Here is a 23,955-nt window from a genome sequence, read left to right on the forward strand (position 1 = left end):
CCGGCGCCAAAGCGCTTAGTGCAGCGTCGGCTTTTTCACTTCCGGCGCCGTCGGCTGCCGGCGGGCGAACTCGCCATAGCACAGGAGTGCGGCCACACGGACATACTCCACCACTTCCTCCAGCGACTGTTCAAGCTCTTCCTGGTCTTCGTCTTCGTCATAGCCCAGTTGAGCAATGTTGCGCAGATCGTCGATCGCTTCGCCTACGTCATCCTTCACCTGCGCCAGTTTCGGCTGCATCATGCCCAGGCCCAGCAGGAAATGGTTGACCCAGCCGGCCAGCGCATCGGCGCGCGCAAACACGCTAACCGTTTCGCCTTCGGGCATCATCAACTGGAACATGAATTCGTCCTCGTCCAGCGTATCCCGGGTGGCGTCATACAACTGCTGCAACGGCTGGCTCAACGCCAGGGGGAAAGCCACCCCTTCATTGGTCAGATCGTGCATCAGCGTCTGCCAACTGGCGTCACGGTTGCCGCCACACAGCATACCGCTGATCAAACCGTGCATTTCGGCGGCGGTGAGTGCGACGGCCTGCTGGTTGAGGGCCGCGGTCAAAGACTGGTAACTTGGAAATGTATTCTGTGTAGACATGCGCATTCGTCATCGTTGGCAGGATAAGTTCGTGTTATGCTACCACCAAGGTCCGTGGTTATACCAGATAAGCACGCCCCTTCAGCAACGCGTTATAATCACTGCCTGTCAGGCTAGCGCAACATCGGCCAGCCTTTAACCAACCGTTAAACAGGCGGCAAGTGCGTTTGTTAACGCATGCGCAACGAATATGGCAGGGCCCGTTTTGACGGCACGCGCCATACACAGTAGATTACAACCAAGTACTGAAAAGGGGTTGTATCTTGGTATCGAGGTATATATAGTGGCGCCCGCTTTGGCAACCCGGTATGGCAAGCTGAAGCAGTCGCGAAATTTAGGCAGGAAGGTGGCATGTCTGCACAACCGGTAGATATTCAAATTTTTGGCCGCTCGTTAAGAGTCAATTGCCCGCCAGAACAGCAAGATGCGTTGAACATGGCGGCGGACGATCTTAACCAACGGTTGCAAGATCTTAAAGTTCGCACTAGAGTCACAAATACTGAGCAGCTAGTTTTCATCGCAGCGTTGAACGTTTGTCATGAACTTGCACAAGAACGCTTGAAAACGCGTGACTATGCGGCCAATATGGAACAACGCATCCGTATGCTGCAACAGACCATTGAACAGGCATTGCTTGAACAGGGTCGCATTTCTGAACGTCAGGATGCACAATTCGAATAGCATAAGTTGCTGAAGGTTAACGTTTCAGCAATGAGTACAAAATTTCTCTGAGATGTTCGTCAGCGGGCCAGTCCCCTGAGCCGATATTTAGTACAAACAGAATGTGTTGCTCCGTGATCGGTGCGCATGCTCGCTTGTCGAGAAGCCTTAAGATTGCGACGGCACGTTCACCTTGAACCATGGGTTCAAGGGTTACAGCCTGCGACGGCATCTCGGAGATTCCCTTCCCGCGTTTATGGGCCATCCCCATCACCTACGCAGATTGCACTATGTCTTTCCAGCCCAAATTTGCCGAACAACGGCAACATATCCGCAGCCAGATACGCCAACGCCGCAAAGCACTCTCCGCGCAGCAGCAGCACGCCGATGCATTGCGTGCCAGCGAGCGTATTGCCGCGCACCCACGTATTCAGGCCGCGCAGCGCGTTGCCGCGTTCCTTTCATTTGACGGCGAGCTGAACACCGGGCCGCTGATTGAAACGCTGTGGCGGTTGGGCAAGCAGGTTTACCTGCCGGTGTTGCACCCATTCAGCCCGGGCAACCTGCTATTCCTGCACTATGCGGCCAATACCCCCCTGGTGCGTAATCGCTTTAATATTCAGGAACCCGCGCTGGACGTGCGCGCCGTCTTGCCGCGTGGTCAATTGGATGTGATGCTGACGCCGCTGGTCGCCTTTGACGATCGCGGGCAACGGCTGGGCATGGGTGGCGGGTTCTATGATCGCACGTTGCAAAACTGGCGGCATAACGGCCCCTATCCGATTGGGCTGGCGCATGATTGCCAACAGGTGGCGGCGTTACCGATCGAACAATGGGATATTCCGCTGCCGGAAATCATCACGCCGTCACAGACCTTTGCCTGGCCGATTGGCGAAGGGGAATAGGCAACGTTCAGCAGGGTAGGTCAAGAAAAAAACTGGGGGGCTGGCAATGCCAGCCCCCCGTGTTTTATGCCCTGCATATGGCCTATTGGAGCAGTGAACCCCAATAAGTGCGTTTAGTACAGCAGGCGGGCGCGGATGGTGCCCGGAATCGCCTTCATGCGCTGCAGTGCAGCGTCGGCGCTTTCGGTTTCCGCTTCGATATCAATAACCACATAGCCGATTTCCGGACTGGTCTGCAGGTACTGAGCGGCGATGTTCACCCCTTCGTCGGCAAAAATATTGTTGATTTGCGTCAGAATGCCCGGGCGGTTTTCGTGGATGTGCAGCAGGCGGCTGGCGCGCGGGCCATGCACCGGCAGTGAGGCTTCCGGGAAGTTCACCGCAGACAGCGTAGAGCCGTTGTCGGAGTATTTCACCAGTTTACCGGCAACTTCATCACCGATGTTTTCTTGCGCTTCCTGTGTGGAGCCGCCGATATGCGGCGTCAGCAGCACATTGTCGAATTCGCACAGCGGTGAATGGAACGGCTCTTTGTTGCTGGCAGGCTCTTCCGGGAATACGTCAATCGCCGCCCCGGCAAGGTGTTCGCTGGCCAGCGCTTCACACAGTGCGGGAATATCCACCACCGTGCCGCGCGAAGCGTTGATCAGCATAGCGCCCGGCTTCATCTGCGCCAGCTCTGCTTTACCAATCATATTTTGGGTGCTCGGGGTTTCCGGCACGTGCAGGCTGACAACGTCGCTGTTAGCCAACAGTTCAGACAACTGCTGGGTTTGGTGCGCGTTGCCCAGCGGCAGTTTGCTCTCAATGTCGTAGAACGACACTTTCATGCCCACGCCTTCGGCCAGGATGCCCAACTGGGTGCCAATGTGGCCGTAGCCAATGATGCCCAACTTTTTGCCGCGCGCTTCATGGGAGCCGACGGCCAGCTTGTTCCACACGCCGCGGTGCGCTTTGGCATTGGCAGCCGGGATGCCGCGCATCATCAGCAGCAGTTCGCCCAGCACCATTTCGGCTACGGATCGGGTATTGGAGAACGGTGCGTTAAACACCGGAATACCGCGTTTGGTCGCTGCCTTCAAATCAACCTGGTTGGTACCGATACAGAAACAGCCCACCGCCACCAGTTTTTCTGCGGCGGCAAAGACTTCTTCAGTCAGGTGCGTACGCGAGCGAATACCGACGAAGTGCGCATCACGGATGGACTCCTTCAGCGACTCCGTGTCCAGAGCACCCTTGTGATATTCAATATTGGTATAACCGGCAGAACGCAAATTATCGACCGCGCTCTGATGAACCCCTTCGACCAGCAGGAACTTAATCCTGTCTTTCTCCAATGATACTTTTGCCATTTACCCGACCCTAATTATTCAGACTTCAGAAGCGGCTGTTAGAAACAGCACGCCCTCCAACATAACAAAAATAACGCGCCCGGCAATACAAACGATTGCCCTGTTCCTGGCTAACGCCCTAACGCCCCCGGGCATCCACAGATAAAAACACCAGTTGGATATCAATATTCAGCACCATACTGCAACTCTTCGCAGGAATGTGACAGATGTCACCAAATTTGGCGTTTTTCAAGAAAAGATGTTTTATAACGAGAATTATGTGAGTTTGCTAGCCAATACCACATCAGCGCATGCCATGCCCTGCCTTGGCGGGCGCTGGATTGGCGCCCGCGTTAACGCATTATTTAACGACTTTCACGCCGTTCGGCGTGCCGACCAACGCGACATCGGCGCCACGGTTGGCGAACAACCCAACGGTGACAACGCCGGGGATACCGTTGATGGTATTTTCCAACGCCACCGCGTCCAGGATCTGCAGGTTGTGCACATCCAGAATAACGTTGCCGTTATCGGTCACAACATTCTGGCGATACTCCGGCTGGCCGCCGAGCTTTACCAGCTCGCGCGCCACGTAGGAACGCGCCATCGGGATCACTTCCACCGGCAGCGGGAATTTGCCCAACACGTCAACCTGCTTACTGGCATCGACAATACAGATGAACTGCCGGGCGATCGCCGCAATCACTTTTTCACGGGTCAAGGCCGCACCGCCGCCTTTAATCATCTGCATATGGCCGTTGATTTCGTCCGCGCCATCGACATAAATATCCAGCAAATCCACTTCATTGCTATCGAACACATGGATCCCCAGGCTCTGTAGCTTAACGGTGGAAGCCTCGGAGCTGGAAACCGCGCCTTCAATCTGGTTTTTCATGGTAGCCAGCGCGTCAATAAAATGTGAGGCGGTAGAGCCGGTGCCCACGCCAACAATAGTACCTGGCTTGACGTAATCCAAAGCGGCCCAACCCACCGCTTTTTTCAGTTCATCCTGCGTCATGGTATGTTCTGTGCCTATGTACGAAAACGTGTGCGTATTATAGGGTAAATTGCGTGCTGCCACGCAGACCGTATCGCACTTATTTGCCCCACATCGCACTTTCCTTGACATCAGGCCAGTATTGGCCCGCGTTTTTTTCCCCCGAAAAAAACTAAAAATGTGGCATAGTGCCAATATTATCAATTTAACGTAATGGATATCCTCTCCGATGAAACGCCCTGACTATCGGACGCTGCAAGCTCTGGATGCGGTGGTTCGGGAGCGCGGTTTTGAGCGCGCAGCACAAAAACTTTGCATCACCCAATCGGCGGTATCCCAGCGCATTAAACAGTTGGAAAACCTGTTCGGCCAGCCGTTGCTGGTTCGTACCATTCCGCCGCGCCCTACCGAGCAGGGGCAGAAACTCTTGGCGCTGCTGCACCAGGTGGAACTGCTGGAAGAGGAGTGGCTAGGAAACGATAACGGGGCAGACACGCCGCTGTTGCTTTCATTGGCGGTCAACGCCGACAGCCTGGCCACCTGGCTGCTGCCCGCGTTGAAATCCGTATTGGCAGATTCGCCTATCCGTTTGAATTTACAGGTTGAAGATGAAACCCGTACCCAGGAGCGCCTGCGCCGCGGCGAGGTGGTGGGCGCAGTCAGTATTCAACCGCAGCCGTTGCCAAGCTGCCTGGTAGACCAACTGGGCGCCCTGGACTACCTGTTTGTCGCTTCCAAACCCTTTGCCGAGCGCTATTTCCCCAACGGGGTGACTCGCGCCGCCTTGCTGAAAGCACCGGCGGTGGCTTTTGATCATCTCGACGACATGCACCAGGCGTTCCTGCAGCAGAATTTTGATCTTTCGCCGGGCAGCGTTCCCTGCCATATCGTCAACTCGTCAGAAGCCTTCGTGCAGTTGGCCCGCCAGGGCACCACCTGCTGTATGATCCCGCACCTGCAAATTGAAAGGGAATTGGAAGAGGGTGAGCTGATCAACCTGACGCCCGGGCTGCTCCAGCGCCGGATGCTGTACTGGCACCGTTTCGCCCCGGAAAGCCGCATGATGCGCAAGGTCACCGATGCGCTGCTGTCGCATGGGCGGCAGGTACTGCGCCAAATCTAACGGCGATCCTCAGAAAGGAAAGCCTGCTGCGGCAAATACAACGGTAGCGCCATTCGGCGCCACCGCCGGAGTTCAGATGCGGATATGGCAGTGATTACTGTGCGTTGCGCTCAAGCTCGAACACCACATCAACCTGATCGTCAAAGTGAATGCTCTGCTGCTCATAGGTTTGCGCAGCGTCATTTTGCGGCGCGGCCGCGGCGGCGGTATACATACGCGCTACCGGCATCGGCTGATAATTGGCAACGTGATAACGGATGCTATAAACCGGCCCCAGCTTGGCTTTAAAGCCCTGCGCCAGCGAAGTAGCCTGTTGGGTAGCGTTTTCGATCGCCTTCTGGCGCGCCCGATCGCGGTAAACATCCGGGTTTGCCACACCAAGCTCAACGGCGCGGATCTCATTCAGGCCGGATTTTAACGCACCGTCCAGCAGTTCATTCAGTTTATCCAACTGGCGCAGCGTTACCTGCACCTGGCGCACCGCCCGGTAGCCTTTCAAAACCGATTCACCGGTTTTCAGGTAATCGTATTCAGGCTGCGTACGCAAATTGGCCGCGCTGATATCTTTTTTCTCTATGCCATTTTTTTGCAGAAAATCAAAATATTGCGCCACGCGGTCGTCCACCTGCTTTTTCGCCTGGGTGGCGTCTTTGGACGATACGTTGACTTCAATCGCCAGCGTGGCGATATCCGGCACCGCGTCGACGCTTGCCGTGCCCGAGGTCACGACGTGAGGCCCCTGCGGCACTTCCGCAGCCTGCAGCGCCAGAGGTATTGTTCCTAATCCAACCATGGCGGCCATCGCCAATGCTTTAAGCTTCACTGTATCTCCTTAATGACAGTTGGTATCTGATTCATCGGTTATTCCCCGCCTGCGCATACCGGCTCAAAGCCAATTCGATCATGCTACACGTTGCAAGCGCTAAGGTTCCCGCAACGAAATTTTTCTGGCTCTATTTATTTAAACCGCAGTAAAACACAGCAGGAACCACGATAACTACCGCTAAACCGTAGCATAACCGCCAGGGTTTTAAACTCGGATTAGTGACAAATTCTCACAGGTTAGCCCCCTGCCACGCCAGCCTCAGCGCAATGCCCCACATCACCATGCCAACCAACACGTTAATCACCCGCTGCGCCCGTTGGGTTTTCAGCAGCGGCGCCAACCAGGCGGCTAACAGCGCCAGGGCAAAGAACCACAGGATGGAAGCGCTAACCGCCCCCAGCGCGAACCAGGAGCGCACATCCGCCGTCAGTTGCCCGCCCAGGCTGCCCAGCACCACGAACGTATCCAGATAAACGTGCGGATTCAGCCAGGTTACCGCCAGCATGGTCACCACGATACGCCAGCGGCTCTGCTGCATTTCTTCCGCTTGCGCCAGTTCGATATGCCGGCTAAACGCGGTGCGCAATGCGCTCCAGCCGTACCATAGCAAGAATGCGACGCCCCCCCAGGTGACCAATGCCAACAGAACGGGCGAACGCACCAGCAATTCGCTGCCGCCAAAAATGCCGCCGCAGATCAGGATGATATCGCTGAAAGCGCACAGTGCGGCGATCATCAGGTGGTATTGGCGGCGGATGCCCTGATTCATGACAAACACATTTTGCGGCCCGAGCGGCAGGATCATCGCAGCGCTCAGGGCAAAGCCCTGCAGAAAAACAGCTAACATGGTGTTCCCCTATAAAATAGCGCCGAAGATGGCGCACGCGTTACAGCAGGAGCATCATAGGGAGATAAAATTATTAGGTGAAATGGATAATTCTAATATTTAATTAGCCAAATTAATGATCGTCATCTATCCAGGCGGAAAAGCGGAAACAAAAAAGCCAGTCAGATGGCTGACTGGCTACCGGCTGGCGATTGTTTGCCGTTATTCCGCTTTGGCGGTTGGGTTATCAACGCGGTGCACATGAACATCCATCTGCGGGTATGGAATACCGATGTTGTGGGCATCCAGTTGGCGTTTGAAATTTTCCATCAGATCGAAGTACACGTTCCAGTATTCGGCATTGGTGGTCCAGGCACGGGTCACGAAGTTCAGAGAAGACGCCGCCATCTCATTCAGGCGCACGGTCACCCCTTTATCGTGCTGGATACGCTGATCGGCGGCGATCACATCGCCCAGTACCTTCTTCACCAGATCGATGTCCGCATCATAGGCAACGCCCACGACGATATCCACGCGGCGGTTTGGTTCACGGGAATAGTTGATGATATTGCCGGCAATCACTTTGCCGTTCGGCACCACGATGGTTTTATTGTCCGAGGTACGCAGCGTGGTAGAGAAAATCTGCACCTGATCAACCGTACCGGCCACGCCGCCCAGATCGACATACTCACCGGCACGCAGCGGGCGGAAAGCCACCAGCAACACACCCGCGGCAAAGTTGGACAGTGAGCCCTGCAACGCCAAACCAACGGCTAAACCTGCGGCACCCAATACGGCAATCACCGACGTGGTCTGCACGCCGACGCGCCCGAGCACGGCGATGAAGGTGAATGCCAGGATACCGTAACGCACCATCGCCGCCAGGAAATTGGTTACGGTGGCATCAATACCCCGCAGCTTCATCACGCGGTTCACCGTATTACCAACGATGCGGGCGATGATCGAACCAATGATAAAAATAACGATGGCGGCGACAATGTTCACCGCGTACTGAATCAATAAATCCTGGTTTTTCACCAACCAACTGCTGGCATTGTTAATACCATCCACTACGTTGAGATCTTTCATTCGTGCCGTCCTAACTTTTCCCTAAGGGGATAAATTCGCAAAAAATACACTGACGTCTGTGCCAGTTGGAAACCACCGCCTAAGGTTAACCAACATTCCCGCCGCATGCCAACCGTAAGCGGTAAAAATAGCCAAAACAACGGCCCCGCTTCTTCTATGCTGAACATAGCGCTATCGCCTTTTTCAGGAGAAGGAATTCACCCGCCATGCATTTTATATCGTCGATTAAACACTATTGGCAGGTTCGCCCGCGGCTGTTGCTTTCCATCGGCGCGGGCATCCTATGTTACCTGCTGCTGCCGAGTCAACTTAATGAATTGCAAAGATTGATGCTCGGCTGGAACGTGCTGGCCTGGTGCTATCTGCTGTCGCTCTGGCGGCTGATGCTGGTCAGTACGCCAAAGCACATCCGCCAGCTCGCCCGCGCGCAAGATGAGAGCGCCGGCAAGGTGCTGGCGCTGGTCAGCATCGGCTGCCTGGTCAGCATTCTCGCGATATTGTTTGAATTGAGCACCGCCAAACAGGTCAGCGACTCGCTGAAAACGCTCCATTTAGCGCTGACCGGCGCCACGCTGGTGGTGTCCTGGCTGCTGCTGCCGACGGCCTTTACCATGCACTATGCCCATCAGTTTTATCGCCAGGGCGCGCAGCAGGATCCTTTGCCGTTGCTGTTCCCTGGCGATCTAAAACAACCGACCTATTGGGATTTCGCTTATTTCTCTTTCACCATCGCGGTGGCATCGCAAACCGCCGATGTGGCGGTCGGCACGGCGGAAGTACGCAAAATCGCCCTGCTGCAATCGGTCATTTCTTTTGTCTTCAACCTGGTCATTCTGGGGCTATCGATTAACGTCGGCGCGGGCCTGCTGAGTTAGACCATAAAAAAGGCTCCCCGAAGGGAGCCTTGATAACAGCGGTTAGCCGAGATTACAGCACGTCGATAGCGTTCAGTTCTTTGAATGCTTTTTCCAGACGGGTCACCATGCTGGCCTGCGCAGCACGCAGCCATACGCGTGGATCGTAGTATTTTTTGTTCGGCTGATCGGCGCCTTTAGGGTTGCCCAGTTGGCCCTGCAGGTAGCCTTCGTTTTCTTTGTAGTATTTCAGGATACCTTCCCAGGTTGCCCATTGGGTATCGGTATCGATGTTCATTTTGATCACGCCGTAGCCGACGGATTCTTTGATTTCTGCATCGGTAGAACCAGAACCGCCGTGGAACACGAAGTTCAGGCTGTTGTGCGGCAGGTTGTATTTTTTGGAAACGTAGTCCTGAGAATCACGCAGGATAGTCGGGGTCAGTTTCACGTTACCTGGTTTGTACACGCCGTGTACGTTACCGAAGGAAGCCGCGATGGTGAAACGTGGGCTGATCGCATTCAGTTTTTCGTAAGCGTATGCCACGTCTTGCGGCTGAGTGTACAGGGCGGAAGCGTCCATGTGGCTGTTGTCCACACCGTCTTCTTCACCACCGGTACAACCCAGTTCGATTTCCAGCGTCATATTCATTTTAGCCATACGGGCCAGATATTTGCTGCTGATTTCGATGTTTTCTTCCAGGGATTCTTCAGACAGATCGATCATGTGAGAAGAGAACAGCGGTTTACCGGTTGCAGCGAAATGTTTTTCACCGGCGTCCAGCAGGCCGTCAATCCAAGGCAGCAGTTTTTTCGCACAGTGGTCGGTATGCAGGATAACCGGCACGCCGTAATGTTCAGCCATCTGGTGAACGTGGTGTGCGCCAGAGATTGCGCCCAGAATCGCAGCACCCTGAGGAACGTCAGTTTTCACGCCTTTACCTGCGATGAACGCAGCGCCGCCGTTAGAGAACTGAACGATAACCGGTGCACGAACTTTTGCTGCTGCTTCCAGAACGGCGTTGATGGAGTCGGTACCCACGCAGTTTACCGCTGGCAGAGCAAAGTTGTTTTCTTTTGCTACTGCGAATACTTTCTGAACGTCATCACCCGTGATGACACCCGGTTTTACGAAATCAAAAATTTTAGACATGTTAAGTTGTCCCGTTTCGTCGGCCGTAGATGGATGTAAATCGATTCTTACACTCCGCACCCAGCCGGGTGCGGAATAAAACAAACGGGCGGCTTTCGCCTCCCGTTGTTTGAATTACTGCTTAGCGCGCTCTTCCAGCATCACTACCGCTGGCAGTTGTTTCCCTTCAACGAATTCCAGGAACGCACCGCCGCCGGTGGAGATGTAGGAGATTTTGTCAGCAATGCCGAACAGGTCGATTGCCGCCAGCGTATCACCGCCACCTGCGATAGAGAAACCTTCGCTATCGGCGATGGCGCGCGCAACAATTTCAGTCCCCTTACGGAAGTTAGGGAACTCGAATACGCCAACCGGACCATTCCACAGAATGGTTTTGGCGCTTTTCAGGATATCAGCCAGACGCTGGGCTGAAACGTCACCGATATCCAGAATTTGCTCGTTGTCTTTGATTTCAGAGACTTGTTTCACCGTTGCCGCAGCACTTTCAGAAAACTCCGTAGCAACACGCACGTCGGTCGGAACCGGGATGTCGCAAGTTTCCAGCAGTTTTTTGGCGTTCGGGATCAGATCGGCTTCATACAGAGACTGACCAACGTTGTGGCCCTGAGCGGCCACGAAGGTGTTGGCAATACCGCCGCCCACGATCAGCTGATCGGCAATTTTGGACAGGGAATCCAGCACGGTCAGTTTGGTAGAAACTTTAGAACCGCCAACGATAGCGACCATTGGGCGAGCAGGTTCTTTCAGTGCTTTACCCAGCGCTTCAAGCTCGGCGGAAAGCAGCGGGCCTGCGCAGGCAACCGGTGCGAATTTACCCACGCCATGCGTAGAAGCCTGCGCACGGTGTGCGGTGCCGAAAGCATCCATCACATACACGTCGCACAGCGCCGCGTATTTTTTAGACAGCGCTTCGTCGTCTTTCTTTTCGCCTTTGTTGAAGCGAACGTTTTCCAGCACCACCAGTTCGCCTTCGGCAACGTCAACCCCGTCCAGATAATCTTTCGCCAGACGCACTGGGTTTTTCAGATGATCTTTCAGGTAGTTTACTACCGGCAGCAGAGAGAATTCTTCGTTGTATTCGCCTTCGGTCGGGCGGCCCAGGTGGGACGTGACCATAACACGAGCGCCTTGTTTCAGCGCAGCTTCGATAGTCGGCAGGGAAGCACGGATACGTGCATCGGAAGTCACTTTACCGCCTTTCACTGGAACGTTCAGATCAGAACGGATCAGAACACGTTTACCTGCCAGATCCAGATCGGTCATCTTAATTACAGACATGGTGAACCCTCTTAGTTGATTCTCTTTAAAAATTGCCTGAGCGGCGCATCAACAACACGATGCCGCCGAGCTAGAAACCACTTGCGGCCATTGCCCGGGTTGTATCCAACATCCTGTTGGCAAAGCCCCATTCGTTATCACACCAGACCAACGTCTTTATCAGGTGTTGCCCACTGACCCGGGTTTGCGTGCCATCCACGATGGCGCTGTGCGGGTCATGGTTAAAATCTATCGAGACTAGCGGCAGTTCCGTATAGTCAACTATACCACGAAATGCACCCTGTGCGGCCTTTTGCAGTAGCTGGTTGACCTCAGTGACTCGCACCGCCGCGTGCACGCTGACGCTTAAATCAATGGCCGTTACGTTGATGGTCGGCACACGCACGGAAATCGCTTCAAAACGATCGCAAAACTGCGGGAAGATGCGGGTAATGCCCGCAGCCAGCTTGGTGTCGACCGGAATAATCGACTGGCTCGCCGCGCGGGTACGCCGCAAATCCTGATGATAGGCATCTATCACCGGCTGATCGTTCATTGATGAGTGGATAGTGGTCACGGTACCGGATTCAATGTTGAAAGCGTCATCCAACAGCTTGATAACCGGAATAATGCAGTTGGTGGTGCAAGAAGCGTTGGAAACGATGCGGTGCTGCGCCTGCAGCGCCTGATGATTGACGCCAAACACCACGGTGGCATCCAAATCGTTACCGCCTGGGTGGGCGAACAACACCTTCTTCGCACCGGCGGCAAGATGCGCCTCACCGTCCGCCCGGCTGCCATACGCCCCGCTGCAATCCAGCACGACATCCACCGCCAGTTCACTCCAGGGTAATTGCGTTATTTCCGGCTGGTGCAGCAAACGAATATTATCGTTGCCGACAATCAGCGTGTCGCATTCCTGGCGCACATCCCAGCCAAAACGCCCGTGGCTAGAGTCAAACTTCAACAGGTGAACCATCCCATCAGCATTGGCCAGCTCGTTGATTGCAACCACGGAAATCTCTGCGCGTTTCCCTGATTCATACAATGCGCGTAACACGCTGCGGCCAATGCGGCCAAAGCCGTTTATCGCTATGCGAATGGTCATGCTGCTCCCTGAAAAAGGGCCTTCCGCGCCGGTATTGTCACCGGGCCGGCTGGCGCTGACTGGTTATCGTGCTAACCTGCATAGAATACTGAGTGCGTGGCCCGCTGTGAACCGCCAAGTGGCGTTATGGATAAAATCCTGTTGCCCACAGCAACTACTCACTGCGGCATTTCTCTTGGATATGCTCCAACTGAAACGCTTCAGCCGAGGATAAACCAAAGCTTTCTGAAAGGGAACAGCTCCGAGAGCCAAGCGGTTAACCAAGCGGTATTTTGCGAAAATAAAATGATCTAGCGCACATTTTTACAAGCGCTTAATCCCTATCTTTAACGACATCCGTCCATATGTAATAGGCCATACAAGGAGTATCAATGAGCGAAGTTAAAGTTGTAGCCTTAATCAAAGCCACCCCAGAACACCGCGCCGCAGTGGATAAAGCCGTGCGCGCCATGGTCGCTCCAAGCCGTTCCGAACCTGGCTGTATTCAATACGATCTGCACGAAGAACAGGGCACGCCGGGCGCATTCGTCTTTATCGAACGCTGGAAATCGGAGCAGGCGCTGAAGGAACACATGGCAATGCCTTACCACGATGCCTTCCTGGCCGAACTGGATGGGAAACTGGAAAGCCTGGAAGTGAAAAAACTGACGCAGTTGTAAGCTGCCAACGCAGGGCACCGCTGCGTGCCCTGCCGCCCCTCAACGCCGCGACAAATATTCCGCCAGCGGCGCAACCGCCCCCACATTGGCCTGGAAATAATCACGCAGGAACGCCAGCGTGACGCGTATCTTGGCTGACGTCGCCAAACGTGGAATATACACCGCCCATATATTGGCCGGCTGAGTATACTCCGGCAGAATTTGCACCAACCGCCCGTTAGCGATGCTGTCTTTCACATCCCAGAATGAACGCAGCGCCACCCCCTGCCCCTGTAAACACCACTGATGCACGATTTCGCCGTGGTTAGACGCCAGCGCGCCGGTCACCTTCACCGTTTCCTCCCCTGACGGACCTTGCAGCCGCCAGACGCCGAACGCAAGATCCCGCTCTTTGATCACCAGACAGTGGCGGCCGCAGAGATCGTTGAGCGCCTTTGGCGTGCCGTAACGCTGCAAATATTCGGGCGCGGCGCATAAAACGCGGTGGTTAGGCGCCAGCTTGCGGGCCACCAGATTAGGCGCAATGTCATCGCCCACGCGGATATCCAGATCGTAACCTTCGCTGGCCAAATCGACCAGGCGATCGGACACATCCAGCCGCAGCTCCAGCCCGGGATACTGCTGCGCCAGCGCGGCCACCGCCTGCGCGACAAAACGCCGGCCAAAGCCAAAGCTGGTGACGATCCGTAGCGTGCCCTGCGGCGCCTGCCGCAGATCCGCCACTTCATCCATCATCCGATCGACATCGTTCAGGATACGCTGCGCCCACTCATAGATGCGCTCGCCATCGGCGGTAATGGCGACCCGCCGCGTGGTACGGTGCAGCAGGGAAACGTTCAGCGTATTTTCCAATAACGCGATGCGCTTGCTGACATAGGCCGGCGAAACCCCCATCTCCTCTGCGGCGGCGGCAAAACCGGCCCGGCGCGCCACCAGCACAAACACCCGCAAATCGTTTAGCACAGGAAGATTATTCATGATTCGTGTTTTATGTTTCACCATTTGCGCGATTGATTAACATTCAGTCAATTATAGGATGGTAGGGAAGTCAATCCCTCTTTCCCTAAGTGAGACCTATAATGAACAAAACCTACAAAATTGCGGCCATCGCAGGTGATGGTATCGGGCAAGAAGTGTTGCCGGAGGGCCTGCGCGTGCTGCACGCAGCGGCCGAGCGCTGGTCGCTCGATCTGCAGTTTGAAACCTTTGCATGGGCCAACTGCGACTATTATCAGCAACACGGCCAAATGATGCCGGATGACTGGTTTGAGCAACTGAAAGGGTTCGATGCGATTTACTTCGGCGCCGTGGGCTGGCCGGATAAAGTGCCGGACCATATTTCGCTGTGGGGCTCCCTGCTGAAATTCCGCCGTGATTTTGATCAGTACGTCAACCTGCGGCCAGTCCGCCTGTTTCCCGGTGTGCCCTGCCCGCTGGCGAATAAAGCGCCGGGAGATATTGATTTCTTCGTGGTGCGCGAGAACACCGAAGGCGAATATTCCCCGCTCGGCGGCCGCATGTTCGAAGGCACCGATCGCGAGGTGGTGATCCAGGAATCGGTCTTTACCCGCCACGGAGTGGATCGCATCCTGAAATATGCGTTTGAGCTGGCGCAGCAGCGCCCGCGCAAGACGCTCACCGCCGCCACCAAATCCAACGGTATGGCGGTCACCATGCCGTTCTGGGATGAACGCGTCGCCGCGATGGCGCAGCGCTACCCGGACATCGTCTGGGACAAGCAGCATATTGATATCCTGTGTGCCCGCTTTGTGCTGAACCCGGAACGTTTCGATGTGGTGGTGGCCTCCAACCTGTTCGGCGATATTCTTTCCGATCTTGGCCCAGCCTGCGCCGGCACCATCGGCATCGCGCCATCCGCCAACCTGAACCCGGAGCGCCACCTGCCCTCGCTGTTCGAACCGGTGCATGGTTCAGCGCCGGATATTTTCGGCCGGAATATCGCCAACCCGATCGCCATGATCTGGTCCGGTGCGTTGATGCTCGATTTCCTCGGCAACGGCGACCAACGTTACCGTCAGGCACACGACGGCATCCTGTCGGCAATCGAGAAAACCCTTGCCGATGGGCCGCGCACGCCGGATCTGCGTGGCAGTGCTTCTACCCAGCAGGTGGGGCAAGCCATTGCGGATTTATTGTCATCGAACGTAGCCGGTTGCGGCCGGGATAACTGAGGTAAGCAAAAGAAAGGAACACGGAATATGCCGCTGAGCACGGGTGCTTGCCCAGCAGGAAGGAAAGGCCAAAAGCGGGAATGCGGCAAGCCGCATTCCCGCCGTTACTGTTATTTCAGCAACGCTTTCGCTTTGGCGACCACGTTTTCTACCGTAAAGCCGAACTCTTTGAACAGCAGATCCGCCGGCGCCGACTCACCGAAGCTGGTCATGCCCACGACCGCGCCGTTCAGGCCCACGTACTTGTACCAGTAGTCCGCGATACCCGCTTCCACTGCCACCCGCGCGCTGACCGCCGCCGGCAGCACCGCTTCGCGGTAGGCCGCATCCTGCTTGTCGAACGCATCGGTGGACGGCATGGAGACCACGCGCACCCGGCGCCCTGCCGCCGTCAGTTGTTCACAGGCGGCAACCGCCAGTTCCACTTCCGAACCGGTGGCAATCAGGATCAGCTCCGGCTGCCCGTCGCTGTCTTTCAGCACGTAGCCGCCGCGGTATACGTTGGCCAGCTGTTCCGCCGTGCGCGGCTGCTGGGCCAGGTTCTGGCGCGAGAAAATCAGCGCCGTCGGGCCGTCGTTGCGCTCAATGCCGTACTGCCAGGCCACCGCCGATTCCACCTGGTCGCACGGGCGCCAGGTGCTCATGTTCGGCGTCACCCGCAGGCTGGCCAGTTGCTCGACCGGCTGGTGGGTCGGGCCGTCTTCACCCAGGCCGATGGAATCGTGGGTGTAGACAAACACGTTGCGCAGCTTCATCAGCGCCGCCATGCGCACCGCGTTGCGGGCATATTCCACAAACATCAGGAAGGTGGCCGAATACGGCAGGAAGCCGCCGTGCAGCGCAATGCCGTTGGTGATGGCAGTCATGCCGAACTCGCGCACCCCGTAGTGGATGTAGTTGCCGGCCAGGTCTTCGTTGATGGCTTTGGAGCCGGACCACATCGTCAGGTTGCTCGGCGCCAGGTCGGCGGAGCCGCCGAGGAACTCCGGCAGCACCTTGCCGAACGCTTCCAGCGTATTCTGCGAGGCCTTGCGGCTGGCGATGCTGGCCGGGTTGGCCTGCAGTTGTTCCACAAAGGCTTTAGCGTCCGCCTGCCAGCTGGCCGGCAGTTCACCGCTCATGCGGCGTTTGAACTCGGCGGCCTGTTCCGGGAAGGCCTGCGCATAAGCGGCGAATTTGGCGTTCCAGGCGGCTTCACGGGCCTTGCCGGCTTCTTTGGCGTCCCACTGGGCGTAGATGTCCTGCGGGATAACGAACGGCGGGTAGTTCCAGCCCAGTTTTTCACGGGTGGCGGCCACTTCGGCATCACCCAGCGGGGCGCCGTGCGCATCGTGCGAACCGGCCTTGTTCGGTGACCCGAAGCCAATCACGGTCTTGCACATCAGCAGCGATGGCTTGTCGGTCACCTGGCGGGCCTCTTCAATCGCCGCCTTGATGGCTGCGCTGTCGTGGCCGTCCACGCCGCGCACCACGTGCCAGCCGTAGGCTTCAAAACGTTTGGCGGTGTCGTCGGTGAACCAGCCGTCGATGTGGCCGTCAATGGAGATGCCGTTGTCATCATAGAAGGCGGTCAGCTTACCGAGCTTGAGGGTGCCGGCCAGCGAGCAGACTTCGTGGGAAATACCTTCCATCATGCAGCCGTCGCCCATGAACACGTAAGTGTGGTGGTCAACGATGTCATGGCCCGGGCGATTGAACTGCGCCGCCAGGGTGCGTTCGGCGATGGCGAAGCCGACACCGTTGGCGATGCCCTGGCCCAGCGGCCCGGTGGTGGTCTCCACGCCCGGGGTGTAGCCGTATTCCGGGTGGCCCGGGGTTTTGGAGTGCAGCTGGCGGAAGTTTTCCAGCTCGCTCATCGGCAGGTCATAGCCGGTGAGGTGCAGCAGGCTGTAAATCAGCATCGAGCCGTGGCCGTTGGAGAGCACGAAGCGGTCGCGGTCGGCCCAGTGTGGGTTGGCGGGGTTATGGTTAAGGTAATCACGCCACAGGACTTCGGCGATGTCCGCCATTCCCATAGGCGCGCCCGGGTGGCCGGATTTTGCTTTTTGCACGGCGTCCATGCTGAGTGCGCGGATCGCGTTGGCAAGGTCTTTACGAGAGGACATGTTTTACTCCAGGTCGGATTAAAAAATCGGTCAAGATTACCATTTTCTCAGACTCCGTATTAAAACGGCAATCCCTAATGCCAAATAAGAGCCAGTTCACAACTTATGAGCACAATCGGCTCATTTTTCGGAATAACGCTGTTTCAGCGCGAAACAACGTAAACTAGGCTCTTACTGCCAATTTGTTTTATTTAAGATTGCCCTTTTCCCTTGTTACTATCACAGGAAGATAGCTTTATGAAATTCCGTACTTCTTTGATTATGTTGAGTATTACCGCCATGTTAAGCGGCTGCCAGAATCTTGACACCAATACGCTGATGCAGTCTGGGGCACAGGCCTACCAGGCCGCCACGCTCAGCGATAGCGACGTAAAAACCTTAAGTGATAAATCCTGCGCCGAGATGGACAGCAAGGCACAAATCGCGCCGGCCAACAGCCCCTATACGCAACGCCTGAATAAAATCGCCGCGGCGCTGGGCGATAACATCAACGGCACGCCAGCCAACTATAAGGTCTATCTGACCAAAGACGTCAACGCCTGGGCGATGGCCAATGGCTGCATCCGCGTTTACAGCGGCCTGATGGACATGATGACCGATAACGAAGTTGAAGGCGTGCTGGGGCATGAAATGGGCCACGTGGCGCTCGGCCATACCCGTAAAGCGATGCAGGTGGCCTATGGCACCGTCGCCTTGCGCACCGCGGCGGCTTCTACTGGCGGCGTGGTGGGCTCATTGTCTCAATCGCAGTTGGCGGATCTGGGGGAAAAACTGGTGAATGCGCAGTTCTCGCAAAAGCAGGAAATAGAAGCGGATAACTACTCGTTCGATCTGCTGAAAAAACGCAGGCTCGATCCGAACGGGTTGGTCACCAGTTTTGAAAAGCTGGCGAAGCTGGAAGCCGGCCGCCAAAGCAGCATGTTTGACGATCACCCGGCTTCCGAAACCCGCGCGCAAAATATCCGCGAACGCATTGCCGCCGGCAAATAAACCGCGATCGGGTTAATACGACAATGCTGTTCAGCCGGCACCGGCTGAACAGCATTTTTTATGGTGGGCGGCAAGCCGCCCCGTGAAAAAGCGGATTACGCGCCCTTCTTCGCCGCCTGCAGGTACAGCATTTCCAGCGCCAGAGTCGCGCCCGCCAGCGCCGTGATCTGCGAGTGATCGTAAGCCGGCGCCACTTCCACCAGATCCATACCGACAATGTTCAACGGTTGCAGCCCGCGCAGCAGCTTCAGCGCGCGATCGGAGGTCAGGCCGCCGATCACCGGGGTGCCGGTGCCCGGTGCAAACGCCGGATCCAGGCAGTCGATGTCGAAGGTCAGATAAACCGGCATATCCCCGACGATCTGTTTGATCTGCGCCAGCAGATCGTCCACGCTGCGATCGTTAACCTGTGCGGCATCCAGCACGGTAAAACCGTTATCGCGATCAAACTCGGTGCGAATACCGATCTGTACAGAATGGGTAGGATCGATCAGGCCTTCATTCGGCGCATGGTAGAACATGGTACCGTGATCGAATTTACTGCCGTTAGCGTAAGTGTCGGTATGGGCGTCAAAATGCACCAGCGCCATTTTGCCAAAGTGTTTGGCATGGGCGCGCAGCAGCGGCAGAGTGACAAAGTGATCGCCACCGAACGACAGCATGCGCTTGCCGGCGGCCAGCAGTTTTTCCGCGTGCGCCTGCAGTTTGTCGGTCAGATCCTGCGCATCACCGAAGTTAAACACCACGTCACCGCAGTCAACCACCTTCAGGCGATCGCGCAGATCAAAATCCCACGGCCAGCGGGCGCCTTCCCAGGCCAGATTGGTGGAAACCTGGCGAATGGCCGCCGGGCCGTGGCGGCCGCCGGCGCGGCCAGAGGTCGCCATATCGAAAGGAATACCGGTAATCACCCACTCCGCATCGCTGTCATACGGCATGAAATTCAGCGGGAAGCGCAGGAAACCAAAAGCGTTAGACACTAAAGAGTTATCGAACTGATGGCCTAAGGTACTCATAAAAAACCTCATTGATCAACAGATTGCCTGTAGCTCAAGTGCTCAGGCAAGGGCAAGGGCAAAAAAAAATCCCTCCCGCGTCGTTAACCCGACGAGGAAGGGATTGATTTGATATAGGTTACGGTAATGCCGATAGCGCAGATTATCGCCGGATTCTCATCCGGCTTCAAGTGCGGCAAACCGGCAGCGCCAGGTCGCTAATCGTGATGAACCCGGCAACCGCCCGCTTACTCATCTTCCAGATAAGTATAGCCATACAGGCCGGCTTCGAACTCTTCCAGGAATTCCTGTTGCAGCACGCTGTCCAGATCGGTTTCTTTCACCTGATCGCGGAAGCGCGCCAACAGCACCTGGGGATCAAGCTGAACGTACTGCAGCATATCGGCAACGCTGTCCCCTTCGTCGGAGAGTTCGCTTTCCACCGTGCCGTCCGGGAACACATAGACATCGACCGATGCAGTGTCACCAAACAGGTTGTGCATGTTGCCGAGGATCTCCTGATAAGCGCCCACCATAAAGAACCCCAGCGCCGGCGGGTTTTCCGGATCGTACGGCGGCATCGGCATGGTGGTAGCCACGCCGTCGCCGTCCACGTAGTGATCGATGGTGCCGTCGGAGTCACAGGTGATATCCAGCAGCACGGCACGGCCTTCCGGCGGCTTATCCAACCCTTCCAGCGGCAGCACCGGGAACAGTTGGTCGATGCCCCAGGCATCCGGCATTGACTGGAACAGCGAGAAGTTAACGTAGAATTTATCCGCCATCCGCTCCTGCAACTCATCAATGATCGGGCGGTGGGCGCGGTTGCTCGGATCCAACTGCTGCTGGATCTTGTTGCAAATATTCAGGTAGATCTGCTCCGCCCAGGCGCGTTTGCTCAGATCGAGCATGCCATGCGCGTACTGGGTGTGCACATCGTGCAAATCCATCTGGCTGTCGTGCAACCATTCACGCAGCGAACGGCGATTTTCCGGCTCGTTCAGTTCCAGCCAGGTTTCCCACATGCTTTCCAAGGCGCGCGGCGCATCTTCCATCGGTGGCTGCGGTTCGCTGAACTCATTACGCTCAACGCCAATAACGTTGGATACCAGCACCGTATGGTGCGCCGTCACGGCACGGCCGGATTCGGTGATTACCGTCGGGTGCGGCAGGCCATGCTCATTACAGGCGTCGCCAATACCCCAGATCACGTTATTGGCGTATTCGTTCAGGCCGTAGTTCACTGAACAATCAGACTGCGAACGGGTACCTTCATAATCGACGCCCAGTCCGCCGCCAACGTCGAAGCATTGGATATTGACGCCCAGCTTGTGCAGCTCAACGTAAAAACGGGCGGACTCGCGCACACCGGTAGCGATATCGCGAATATTGGCCAGCTGCGACCCCAAATGGAAATGCAGCAGTTGCAGGCTATCCAGGCGGCCCGCTTCGCGCAGGGTCTCAACCAGTTTCAGCACCTGCATCGCCGCCAGACCGAACTTGGACTTTTCGCCGCCGCTCGACTGCCATTTACCGGAACCCTGCGACGCCAGACGCGCACGCACGCCCAGGCGCGGCACCACGTTCAGCCGCTCGGCCTCTTCCAGCACCAGCTTGATTTCCGACATCTTTTCAATCACCAGGTACACTTTGTGCCCCAGTTTCTCGCCGATCAGCGCCAGGCGAATATATTCACGATCTTTATAACCGTTGCAGACGATTACCGAACGGGTCATACCGGCATGCGCCAGCACCGCCATCAGCTCCGCCTTGGAACCCGCTTCCAGCCCTAACGGTTCACCGGAATTAATCAGGGATTCAATCACGCGGCGGTGCTGGTTGACCTTGATCGGATAAACCAGGAAGTAGCCGCCCTCATAGCCGAATGATTCACGCGCACGTTGAAACGCCCCGTTAATCGAACGCAGGCGATGCTGCAAAATCTGTGGGAAACAGAACAGCGCAGGCAAACGCTGGCCGTCTTGCTGGCGCTCTTTCACCAGCTTCGCCAGATCGACACGGGCCTGCGGAACGTCAGGATCCGGGCAAACGCTGATGTGCCCCAGTTCGTTGACGTCGTAGTAGTTGTTGCCCCAGTAGGCGACGTTATAAGTACGCAGCATCTTGCTGGCGTTACGATCATTCATGGCAACCTCCTGCATGGAGCGCAAAGATAGAGATTCACCCACCGCTGACGGACGGTGAACCAACGGATCATCAGACATAACTCGCCTCATCTCGCATGTTGGCGATATAGCCAACTACTATCGCAGCTACACTGCGCAAGAACAACCCAGCAACCCGCCTGGCAACAGCGTATTCTGCTGCCGCTCGCGATTGGCGATCGGTTGATCATGCATATCATTGTAAGACACCCTGTTCAAACTTCATGAATCGGGCAAGGAAACTTCCCACAGGAAGGCTGCAGGCACCCTTAATTCGTTTTTCAGGCGGTGATTAGCCGGCCCGGGAATCCTGAGTGGCGCCCTGATGTGCATAACATCGGGTGGATGGTAGAGAAACAAGACGGGAAGGCGCTGAAACATGTGCGCCAGAACGGCGATATTGTTGAAACTCAACAACCAGGAAACAACGGATCATTAATCCAACCACCTCCACGCCAGCCGTCCACAGTGAACGACGAAGCCTCTATATATAGTGTAAGAACGTGACCGTTCGATGAAGCGGCGGCGCCGCAACGGCACCTACGGTTGGTGATGGTTTCGCTACCGGCCGGTCACAGACTTTTACAACTTCGTGCCGGGCAGTGCGCCATAATGAACCGCGCGCGCCGTTTATACCGGTAAGCCATACAAAATGCAAAATGAAAATATGTGGCCAACCATTTCAAGCGATGAATATAGCACCGCTTTAGGCGCGCAAATCGCTACACCGGCAAAAAATTACTGGCAATCCGTCTAAACCCTGACCTAAAATAGACGTCCAGATGTTAATCCATCTATACTAATTAACTGTTAAACTGCTTAACGGCTTTGCCATAGCGGCGTTGCAGGACGCATCTCGCCATCGGCGGAAGACCCTTAGCTTTAATGCCCGGATCTCCAGCGCTGTGCAGTAATTTCTAACCCGTTTCATGCAAGGTAAAGAAGACAATGGCTAAACACCTCTTCACGTCCGAATCCGTTTCTGAAGGACATCCTGACAAAATTGCTGACCAGATTTCCGATGCGGTTCTTGACGCGATCCTGGAGCAGGATCCTAAAGCGCGCGTTGCCTGCGAAACCTACGTCAAAACCGGTATGGTATTGGTCGGCGGTGAAATCACCACCAGCGCTTGGGTGGATATCGAAGAAATCACCCGCAACACCGTGCGTGAAATTGGCTATGTCCATTCAGATATGGGCTTTGACGCCAACTCCTGCGCCGTGCTGAGCGCCATCGGTAAGCAATCCCCGGATATCAACCAGGGCGTTGACCGCACCGATCCGCTGGAACAGGGCGCCGGCGATCAGGGCCTGATGTTCGGCTACGCCACGAACGAAACCGATGTGCTGATGCCAGCCCCCATCACTTACGCCCACCGTCTGGTGCAGCGCCAGTCTGAAGTGCGTAAAAACGGCACCTTGCCATGGCTGCGTCCAGATGCGAAAAGCCAGGTCACCTTCCAGTACGACGACGGCAAAATTGTCGGTATTGATGCCGTTGTGCTTTCAACCCAGCACGCGGAAGACATCGCGCAGAAAGATCTGCAAGAAGCGGTGATGGAAGAGATCATCAAACCGATCCTGCCTGCTGAATGGCTGAACACCGGCACCAAATATCACATCAACCCGACCGGCCGTTTTGTCATCGGCGGCCCAATGGGCGACTGTGGCCTGACCGGCCGTAAAATCATCGTCGATACCTACGGCGGCATGGCTCGCCACGGCGGCGGCGCGTTCTCCGGTAAGGATCCCTCCAAAGTTGACCGCTCAGCGGCCTACGCGGCACGCTACGTAGCGAAAAACATCGTTGCTGCCGGCCTGGCGGACCGCTGTGAAATTCAGGTGTCCTACGCGATCGGCGTGGCGGAACCGACCTCCATCATGGTGGAAACCTTCGGGACGGAAAAAGTATCGACCGAACAGCTGACACTGCTGGTGCGTGAATTCTTCGATCTGCGCCCATACGGCCTGATCCAGATGATGAACCTGCTGCAGCCTATCTATCGTGAAACGGCAGCCTATGGCCACTTTGGCCGTGAGCACTTCCCTTGGGAAGCCACCGACAAAGCTGCGCAACTGCGCGACGCGGCGGGCTTGAAGTAAACTCGGCGGCGGTAAAGAAACAC

At 56.1% G+C, this 23,955-nt stretch carries 22 protein-coding genes and 1 other RNA gene; 9 read left to right on the forward strand and 14 right to left on the reverse strand.

Annotated features, from left to right (window positions below; all coding sequences use genetic code 11):
* Positions 1-15: 15 nt before the first annotated feature.
* Positions 16-594, reverse strand: a complete 579-nt coding sequence (locus ABFX35_RS11435) for a YecA/YgfB family protein (RefSeq protein ID WP_346081114.1) — start codon at positions 592-594, stop codon at positions 16-18.
* A gap of 351 nt (positions 595-945) precedes the next feature.
* Between ABFX35_RS11435 and zapA the strand changes: the two genes are divergently transcribed.
* The 3 genes from zapA to ABFX35_RS11450 all read left to right on the forward strand — a co-directional run bounded on the left by zapA (position 946) and on the right by ABFX35_RS11450 (position 2,159).
* The gene (zapA, locus tag ABFX35_RS11440) at positions 946-1,275 is read left to right on the forward strand and encodes a cell division protein ZapA (RefSeq protein WP_095847340.1); all 330 of its coding nucleotides are present in this window, start codon (positions 946-948) and stop codon (positions 1,273-1,275) included.
* Between the two features lie 41 nt (positions 1,276-1,316).
* Positions 1,317-1,498, forward strand: a non-coding RNA gene (gene ssrS, locus ABFX35_RS11445) — 6S RNA.
* Positions 1,499-1,544: 46 nt separating this feature from the next.
* A complete protein-coding gene (locus tag ABFX35_RS11450) occupies positions 1,545-2,159 on the forward strand; it encodes a 5-formyltetrahydrofolate cyclo-ligase (protein WP_346081116.1) in 615 nt (204 codons plus the stop codon).
* Positions 2,160-2,272: 113 nt separating this feature from the next.
* Here the strand turns inward: ABFX35_RS11450 and serA are convergent, their stop codons facing one another.
* A complete protein-coding gene (gene serA / locus ABFX35_RS11455) occupies positions 2,273-3,511 on the reverse strand; it encodes a phosphoglycerate dehydrogenase (protein ID WP_279024087.1) in 1,239 nt (412 codons plus the stop codon).
* 340 nt (positions 3,512-3,851) lie between these two features.
* Entirely contained in the window at positions 3,852-4,508 is a 657-nt protein-coding gene (rpiA, locus tag ABFX35_RS11460) for a ribose-5-phosphate isomerase RpiA (protein WP_279024085.1), read from the reverse strand.
* A gap of 208 nt (positions 4,509-4,716) precedes the next feature.
* Here rpiA and ABFX35_RS11465 point away from each other — a divergent pair, with 208 nt between their 5' ends.
* Positions 4,717-5,610, forward strand: a complete 894-nt coding sequence (locus tag ABFX35_RS11465) for a LysR family transcriptional regulator ArgP (RefSeq protein WP_095847336.1) — start codon at positions 4,717-4,719, stop codon at positions 5,608-5,610.
* 94 nt (positions 5,611-5,704) lie between these two features.
* Here the strand turns inward: ABFX35_RS11465 and ABFX35_RS11470 are convergent, their stop codons facing one another.
* From ABFX35_RS11470 to mscS, 3 genes are all read right to left on the reverse strand, one after another.
* The gene (locus ABFX35_RS11470) at positions 5,705-6,433 is read right to left on the reverse strand and encodes an oxidative stress defense protein (protein ID WP_279024083.1); all 729 of its coding nucleotides are present in this window, start codon (positions 6,431-6,433) and stop codon (positions 5,705-5,707) included.
* Positions 6,434-6,665: 232 nt separating this feature from the next.
* The gene (gene argO, locus ABFX35_RS11475; protein WP_279024081.1) at positions 6,666-7,283 is read right to left on the reverse strand and encodes an arginine exporter ArgO; all 618 of its coding nucleotides are present in this window, start codon (positions 7,281-7,283) and stop codon (positions 6,666-6,668) included.
* Between the two features lie 201 nt (positions 7,284-7,484).
* A complete protein-coding gene (gene mscS, locus ABFX35_RS11480) occupies positions 7,485-8,351 on the reverse strand; it encodes a small-conductance mechanosensitive channel MscS (RefSeq protein ID WP_279024079.1) in 867 nt (288 codons plus the stop codon).
* Positions 8,352-8,557: 206 nt separating this feature from the next.
* Between mscS and ABFX35_RS11485 the strand changes: the two genes are divergently transcribed.
* A complete protein-coding gene (locus ABFX35_RS11485) occupies positions 8,558-9,226 on the forward strand; it encodes a DUF1345 domain-containing protein (RefSeq protein ID WP_279024078.1) in 669 nt (222 codons plus the stop codon).
* Between the two features lie 52 nt (positions 9,227-9,278).
* On the opposite strand, the gene fbaA is transcribed toward ABFX35_RS11485, so the two are convergent.
* From fbaA to epd, 3 genes are all read right to left on the reverse strand, one after another.
* Positions 9,279-10,358, reverse strand: coding sequence for a class II fructose-bisphosphate aldolase (gene fbaA, locus ABFX35_RS11490; protein ID WP_279024077.1), 1,080 nt, complete (start codon positions 10,356-10,358; stop codon positions 9,279-9,281).
* A gap of 114 nt (positions 10,359-10,472) precedes the next feature.
* A complete protein-coding gene (pgk, locus tag ABFX35_RS11495; protein ID WP_279024075.1) occupies positions 10,473-11,636 on the reverse strand; it encodes a phosphoglycerate kinase in 1,164 nt (387 codons plus the stop codon).
* Between the two features lie 70 nt (positions 11,637-11,706).
* Positions 11,707-12,723, reverse strand: coding sequence for an erythrose-4-phosphate dehydrogenase (gene epd, locus ABFX35_RS11500; protein ID WP_279024073.1), 1,017 nt, complete (start codon positions 12,721-12,723; stop codon positions 11,707-11,709).
* 371 nt (positions 12,724-13,094) lie between these two features.
* Here epd and ABFX35_RS11505 point away from each other — a divergent pair, with 371 nt between their 5' ends.
* Positions 13,095-13,382: a putative quinol monooxygenase gene (locus tag ABFX35_RS11505; protein WP_095847328.1), complete on the forward strand. Its 288-nt coding sequence runs from the start codon at positions 13,095-13,097 to the stop codon at positions 13,380-13,382.
* Between the two features lie 39 nt (positions 13,383-13,421).
* On the opposite strand, the gene ABFX35_RS11510 is transcribed toward ABFX35_RS11505, so the two are convergent.
* Positions 13,422-14,360 (reverse strand): LysR substrate-binding domain-containing protein, encoded by a 939-nt coding sequence (locus ABFX35_RS11510; protein ID WP_279024071.1) that lies wholly within the window; start codon positions 14,358-14,360, stop codon positions 13,422-13,424.
* A 101-nt stretch (positions 14,361-14,461) separates the two neighbouring features.
* Here ABFX35_RS11510 and ABFX35_RS11515 point away from each other — a divergent pair, with 101 nt between their 5' ends.
* On the forward strand, positions 14,462-15,574 hold the full coding sequence (locus ABFX35_RS11515) for a tartrate dehydrogenase (RefSeq protein WP_279024069.1): 1,113 nt from the start codon (positions 14,462-14,464) through the stop codon (positions 15,572-15,574).
* Between the two features lie 110 nt (positions 15,575-15,684).
* Here ABFX35_RS11515 and tkt read toward each other — a convergent pair whose 3' ends face one another.
* Positions 15,685-17,679 (reverse strand): transketolase, encoded by a 1,995-nt coding sequence (gene tkt / locus ABFX35_RS11520; protein ID WP_346081123.1) that lies wholly within the window; start codon positions 17,677-17,679, stop codon positions 15,685-15,687.
* 237 nt (positions 17,680-17,916) lie between these two features.
* Here tkt and loiP point away from each other — a divergent pair, with 237 nt between their 5' ends.
* Positions 17,917-18,669, forward strand: a complete 753-nt coding sequence (loiP, locus tag ABFX35_RS11525) for a metalloprotease LoiP (RefSeq protein ID WP_279024828.1) — start codon at positions 17,917-17,919, stop codon at positions 18,667-18,669.
* A 95-nt stretch (positions 18,670-18,764) separates the two neighbouring features.
* Here loiP and speB read toward each other — a convergent pair whose 3' ends face one another.
* From speB to ABFX35_RS24190, 3 genes are all read right to left on the reverse strand, one after another.
* On the reverse strand, positions 18,765-19,685 hold the full coding sequence (gene speB / locus ABFX35_RS11530; RefSeq protein WP_279024826.1) for an agmatinase: 921 nt from the start codon (positions 19,683-19,685) through the stop codon (positions 18,765-18,767).
* A gap of 227 nt (positions 19,686-19,912) precedes the next feature.
* The gene (gene speA, locus ABFX35_RS11535) at positions 19,913-21,901 is read right to left on the reverse strand and encodes a biosynthetic arginine decarboxylase (protein WP_423783647.1); all 1,989 of its coding nucleotides are present in this window, start codon (positions 21,899-21,901) and stop codon (positions 19,913-19,915) included.
* A gap of 220 nt (positions 21,902-22,121) precedes the next feature.
* Positions 22,122-22,265, reverse strand: a complete 144-nt coding sequence (locus ABFX35_RS24190) for a hypothetical protein (RefSeq protein WP_423783649.1) — start codon at positions 22,263-22,265, stop codon at positions 22,122-22,124.
* Positions 22,266-22,777: 512 nt separating this feature from the next.
* On the opposite strand from ABFX35_RS24190, the gene metK reads away from it, so the two are divergent.
* Positions 22,778-23,932: a methionine adenosyltransferase gene (gene metK / locus ABFX35_RS11540; protein WP_346081125.1), complete on the forward strand. Its 1,155-nt coding sequence runs from the start codon at positions 22,778-22,780 to the stop codon at positions 23,930-23,932.
* Positions 23,933-23,955 lie beyond the last annotated feature (23 nt).

Origin of the sequence: Gibbsiella dentisursi, assembly GCF_039539505.1 — a bacterium.
Taxonomy (GTDB): Bacteria; Pseudomonadota; Gammaproteobacteria; order Enterobacterales; family Enterobacteriaceae; genus Gibbsiella; species Gibbsiella quercinecans.

What these genes read in the sequence shown, in the direction of transcription:
- ABFX35_RS11435 (WP_346081114.1), bottom strand. Translation starts at nt 594, where the DNA reads ATGTCTACACAGAATACATTTCCAAGTTACCAGTCTTTGACCGCGGCC.
- zapA (WP_095847340.1), top strand. Translation starts at nt 946, where the DNA reads ATGTCTGCACAACCGGTAGATATTCAAATTTTTGGCCGCTCGTTAAGA.
- ABFX35_RS11450 (WP_346081116.1), top strand. Translation starts at nt 1,545, where the DNA reads ATGTCTTTCCAGCCCAAATTTGCCGAACAACGGCAACATATCCGCAGC.
- serA (WP_279024087.1), bottom strand. Translation starts at nt 3,511, where the DNA reads ATGGCAAAAGTATCATTGGAGAAAGACAGGATTAAGTTCCTGCTGGTC.
- rpiA (WP_279024085.1), bottom strand. Translation starts at nt 4,508, where the DNA reads ATGACGCAGGATGAACTGAAAAAAGCGGTGGGTTGGGCCGCTTTGGAT.
- ABFX35_RS11465 (WP_095847336.1), top strand. Translation starts at nt 4,717, where the DNA reads ATGAAACGCCCTGACTATCGGACGCTGCAAGCTCTGGATGCGGTGGTT.
- argO (WP_279024081.1), bottom strand. Translation starts at nt 7,283, where the DNA reads ATGTTAGCTGTTTTTCTGCAGGGCTTTGCCCTGAGCGCTGCGATGATC.
- mscS (WP_279024079.1), bottom strand. Translation starts at nt 8,351, where the DNA reads ATGAAAGATCTCAACGTAGTGGATGGTATTAACAATGCCAGCAGTTGG.
- ABFX35_RS11485 (WP_279024078.1), top strand. Translation starts at nt 8,558, where the DNA reads ATGCATTTTATATCGTCGATTAAACACTATTGGCAGGTTCGCCCGCGG.
- fbaA (WP_279024077.1), bottom strand. Translation starts at nt 10,358, where the DNA reads ATGTCTAAAATTTTTGATTTCGTAAAACCGGGTGTCATCACGGGTGAT.
- pgk (WP_279024075.1), bottom strand. Translation starts at nt 11,636, where the DNA reads ATGTCTGTAATTAAGATGACCGATCTGGATCTGGCAGGTAAACGTGTT.
- epd (WP_279024073.1), bottom strand. Translation starts at nt 12,723, where the DNA reads ATGACCATTCGCATAGCGATAAACGGCTTTGGCCGCATTGGCCGCAGC.
- ABFX35_RS11505 (WP_095847328.1), top strand. Translation starts at nt 13,095, where the DNA reads ATGAGCGAAGTTAAAGTTGTAGCCTTAATCAAAGCCACCCCAGAACAC.
- ABFX35_RS11510 (WP_279024071.1), bottom strand. Translation starts at nt 14,360, where the DNA reads ATGAATAATCTTCCTGTGCTAAACGATTTGCGGGTGTTTGTGCTGGTG.
- ABFX35_RS11515 (WP_279024069.1), top strand. Translation starts at nt 14,462, where the DNA reads ATGAACAAAACCTACAAAATTGCGGCCATCGCAGGTGATGGTATCGGG.
- tkt (WP_346081123.1), bottom strand. Translation starts at nt 17,679, where the DNA reads ATGTCCTCTCGTAAAGACCTTGCCAACGCGATCCGCGCACTCAGCATG.
- loiP (WP_279024828.1), top strand. Translation starts at nt 17,917, where the DNA reads ATGAAATTCCGTACTTCTTTGATTATGTTGAGTATTACCGCCATGTTA.
- speB (WP_279024826.1), bottom strand. Translation starts at nt 19,685, where the DNA reads ATGAGTACCTTAGGCCATCAGTTCGATAACTCTTTAGTGTCTAACGCT.
- speA (WP_423783647.1), bottom strand. Translation starts at nt 21,901, where the DNA reads ATGAGGCGAGTTATGTCTGATGATCCGTTGGTTCACCGTCCGTCAGCG.
- ABFX35_RS24190 (WP_423783649.1), bottom strand. Translation starts at nt 22,265, where the DNA reads ATGATCCGTTGTTTCCTGGTTGTTGAGTTTCAACAATATCGCCGTTCT.
- metK (WP_346081125.1), top strand. Translation starts at nt 22,778, where the DNA reads ATGGCTAAACACCTCTTCACGTCCGAATCCGTTTCTGAAGGACATCCT.